General features: G+C 75.1%; 3 protein-coding genes. All 3 read left to right on the forward strand.

Translation table 11 applies throughout. The annotated features are described in order from the left end of the window. The first annotated feature begins 326 nt into the window (after positions 1-326). From ABD254_RS14720 to ABD254_RS14730, 3 genes are read left to right on the forward strand one after another with little or no spacing between them, the layout of a single operon-like run. Positions 327-1,658, forward strand: coding sequence for a resuscitation-promoting factor (locus ABD254_RS14720; RefSeq protein ID WP_344249170.1), 1,332 nt, complete (start codon positions 327-329; stop codon positions 1,656-1,658). 49 nt (positions 1,659-1,707) lie between these two features. Further along, a complete protein-coding gene (rsmA, locus tag ABD254_RS14725) occupies positions 1,708-2,580 on the forward strand; it encodes a 16S rRNA (adenine(1518)-N(6)/adenine(1519)-N(6))-dimethyltransferase RsmA (RefSeq protein ID WP_344249171.1) in 873 nt (290 codons plus the stop codon). Continuing rightward, the gene (locus ABD254_RS14730) at positions 2,577-3,530 is read left to right on the forward strand and encodes a 4-(cytidine 5'-diphospho)-2-C-methyl-D-erythritol kinase (RefSeq protein ID WP_344249172.1); all 954 of its coding nucleotides are present in this window, start codon (positions 2,577-2,579) and stop codon (positions 3,528-3,530) included. Before rsmA ends, ABD254_RS14730 begins: the two co-directional genes overlap by 4 nt. The last annotated feature ends 26 nt before the right edge of the window (positions 3,531-3,556 follow it).

A 3,556-nucleotide genomic window follows, 5' to 3' on the forward strand; every position in this document is an offset into this window, starting at 1 on the left:
CTGCGCGGCTTCGACCACGGTGTGGGGCCGCCGTGAGGATCCCGTGGGGCTCGTCACTCCGGGGCCCGCAGATTAGGTACCCCATAACGAATCGGTTACGGTCTTGTGTCCCGCGTGCGAGCCGCATCCACAAGGTGTAGTGCGCGCAGCGGGTATCGACCGCCGGATCGGCGGGTCGAGGCCGCGACGGCACCACCGGTGCCGACGCCGCCCGGGCGACATGCCCGCGGTGGCACCGACCGTGGGCGACTCCGCCCACGGCCGGACGCGGCGGGCCACGCCCCGACTCGACCGCCCTGCCCGGACAGCGCGACGACTGGACCCCCGTGACCCTGATCCCTGACGCCACGCCCGAGACCGCAGGACCCGAGAGCACCGAGAACGTGCAGCACGCCCGCGCCCGCCGCCGCTGGCCGCTCGTGGCCGCAGCCACCGCCGTCGCGATCGCCGTCACCGGTGGCGCCATGGCCTACGGGGACGCGCGCAAGACCGTGACGCTCGACGTCGACGGCCACGTGCGCACCGTGACGACCATGGCCGACTCGGTCGACGCGCTCCTCCAGGCCCAGGGCGTGACGGTGGACGAGCGCGACCTCGTCGCCCCCGCCGCGACCAGCACGCTGACCGAGGACGCCGACGTCGTCGTGCGCACCGGCAAGGAGCTGACGCTCCAGGTCGACGGCGAGAAGACGGACGCGTGGGTCACCGCGCTCGACGCCGACGAGGCGCTCGACACGCTCACCGCCCGCGGCAGCGACGTGCAGATCGTCGCGTCGCGGTCCGGCGAGCGGGCCACCCTGCCCGTCGACGTGGACGTGGACGGCCCGGTCGCCGTCGTGCACGACGGCAAGGCCGACCTGGTCGACGGCGCCGAGGACGTCGAGGCCGTGCTCGCCGAGGCGGACGTCGAGCTCGACGGGGACGACCGGGTGCACGTCGCCGAGGCGTCCCACCCCGACGTGCAGAAGGACGTCGCGGCCGCCGAGAAGCAGGACGCGAAGCAGGCGGAGCAGGCCCAGGCCGAGCTGACCACGGAGAACGTCGCGGTGCGCCCGACCGGGACGCCGCAGGTCGCCGTCGTCGTCGAGCGCGTGGAGACCAAGAAGGTCGCCACCACGACCGACGTCACGCACGACACGACGACGAAGACCAGCAGCAAGCGGTACTCCGACCTCGACGCGAAGGTCGCCCGCGAGGGCAAGGACGGCGAGCGCACCGTCGTGCACCGGGTCACCACCGTGGACGGCGACGTCGTGGCGAAGAAGAAGGTCTCCGACGAGGTCACGACGAAGCCCGTCACCGAGGTCCTCGTCGAGGGCACCAAGGAGCGCCCCGAGCCCGAGCCGGCCACCCCGAGCGGCTCGACCCGCGAGATCGGCCAGCAGCTGGCCGCCGCGCGCGGCTGGACCGGGTCCGAGTGGACCTGCCTGGAGTCCCTGTGGACCAAGGAGTCGAACTGGGACGCCTCGGCGATGAACGCGTCGTCCGGCGCCTACGGCATCCCGCAGTCGCTGCCCGGCTCGAAGATGGCCACCGCCGGCTCCGACTGGCAGACCAACCCCGCCACGCAGATCGAGTGGGGCCTGGACTACATCGCAGGCCGCTACGGCACCCCGTGCGGCGCGTGGGGCCACTCGCAGTCCGTGGGCTGGTACTGAGCCGATCCGGCTGACGGCCGCTCCCGGGCGGCCGGATAGCATCACCCCCATGAATCACACCCCCGGCGCCCTGCTCGGCCCTGCGGAGATCCGCGAGCTGGCAGGGCGCCTGGGCGTGCGGCCCACCAAGACGCTGGGCCAGAACTTCGTGCACGACGGCGGCACGGTGCGCAAGATCGTGCGCGCCGCCGACCTGCGCCCGGGCGAGCGCGTCGTCGAGATCGGTCCCGGCCTCGGCTCCCTGACGCTCGGGCTGCTGGAGGCGGGCTGCTCCGTCGTCGCCGTCGAGATCGACCCGGTGCTCGCGGGCCAGATCGAGGCCACGGTCGCGAGGCACGCGCCCGGCGCGGACCTCGAGGTGGTGCGCGCCGACGCGCTGGACGTCACCGACCTGCCCGGGGCGCCGCCCACCGCGCTCGTCGCGAACCTGCCCTACAACGTGGCCGTGCCCGTGCTGCTGACGTTCCTCGAGCGTTTCGCCTCGCTCGAGAAGGTGCTGGTCATGGTGCAGGCCGAGGTCGCGGACCGGCTCGCCGCCGGGCCCGGCTCGCGCACGTACGGCATCCCGTCGGTGAAGGCCGCCTGGTACGCCCGTGCGCGGCGGTCGCTCAACGTGAGCCGCAACGTCTTCTGGCCCGTGCCCAACGTCGACTCCGCGCTGGTCGCGCTGGAGCGTCGTGACCCGCCACCGACGACGGCGACGCGCGAGCAGGTGTTCACCGTGATCGACGCGGCCTTCGCGCAGCGCCGCAAGACGCTGCGGGCCGCCCTGTCGGGGCTGTTCGGCTCCGGCGTCGCGGCCGAGGAGGCGCTGCGGGCCGCAGGGGTCGACCCTGGCCTGCGCGGTGAGCGGCTCGACGTCGCCGACTTCGCCCGCATCGCCGAGCGGCTGCGGCCCGCTCCTGGCACGGTGGACGCGTGACGCACCTCGCCGCCGCCCCGCCGCCGTCCGTCCGCGTGCGCGCGCCGGGCAAGGTCAACCTGTCGCTGCGGGTCGGCCCGGTGCAGGACGACGGCTACCACCCGCTCGTGACGATCTTCCAGGCGGTGGCGCTCTACGAGGAGGTCACCGCCCGGCAGGCGCCCGGGGGCGCCGGCGTGAGCATCGCCGTGGACGGACCCCAGGCCGACCGGGTGCCGCTCGACGGGAGCAACCTCGCCTGGCGCGCCGCCGAGGCGCTCGCCGACCACGTGGGCCTGGAGCCGGACGTCGCGCTGCACCTGACCAAGGGCGTGCCGGTCGCGGGCGGGATGGCCGGCGGGTCCGCCGACGCGGCCGCCGCGCTCGTGGCGTGCGACGCGCTGTGGGAGACGGGCCTGCCCCGGGCCGAGCTCGGGTCCATCGCCGCCGGGCTCGGCTCGGACGTGCCGTTCGCGCTGCTCGGTCACACCGCCGTCGGCACCGGACGGGGGCACCTGCTCACGCCGGCGATGACGCGCGGCGAGTTCCACTGGGTCTTCGCCGTGCAGGACGAAGGGCTGTCCACGCCCGCCGTCTTCGGCCGCTTCGACGAGCTGACGGCCGGCGGGGGCTCCGGCGCCGCGCTCGTCGACGACCCGGGGCTCGCGGAGGACACCGGGCTCATGCAGGCGTTGCGCGCCGGCGACCCGCACGCGCTCGGGGCGGCCCTGCACAACGACCTGCAGGACGCCGCGCTGTCGCTGCGCCCGGAGCTCGAGCGCACCCTCGACGTCGCCCGGGAGGCGGGGGCGCTGGGCACGCTGGTCTCCGGGTCCGGGCCCACCGTCGCCGCGCTCGCCCGGTCGCGCCAGCACGCGCTCGCCGTCGCCGCGACGTGGACGGCCGAGGGCGCAGCCGACTCCGTGTGGTGCACCAGCGGCCCGGCGTCCGGGGCTCGCACCCTCCCCTGACCCGACGCCGTCGGTCGAGCCTGTCG

The sequence above is a fragment of the Isoptericola hypogeus genome (assembly GCF_039531145.1).
GTDB classification, from domain to species: domain Bacteria; phylum Actinomycetota; class Actinomycetes; order Actinomycetales; family Cellulomonadaceae; genus Isoptericola; species Isoptericola hypogeus.

Coding starts and splice junctions, on each gene's coding strand:
- rsmA (WP_344249171.1), top strand. CDS start 1,708: ATGAATCACACCCCCGGCGCCCTGCTCGGCCCTGCGGAGATCCGCGAG.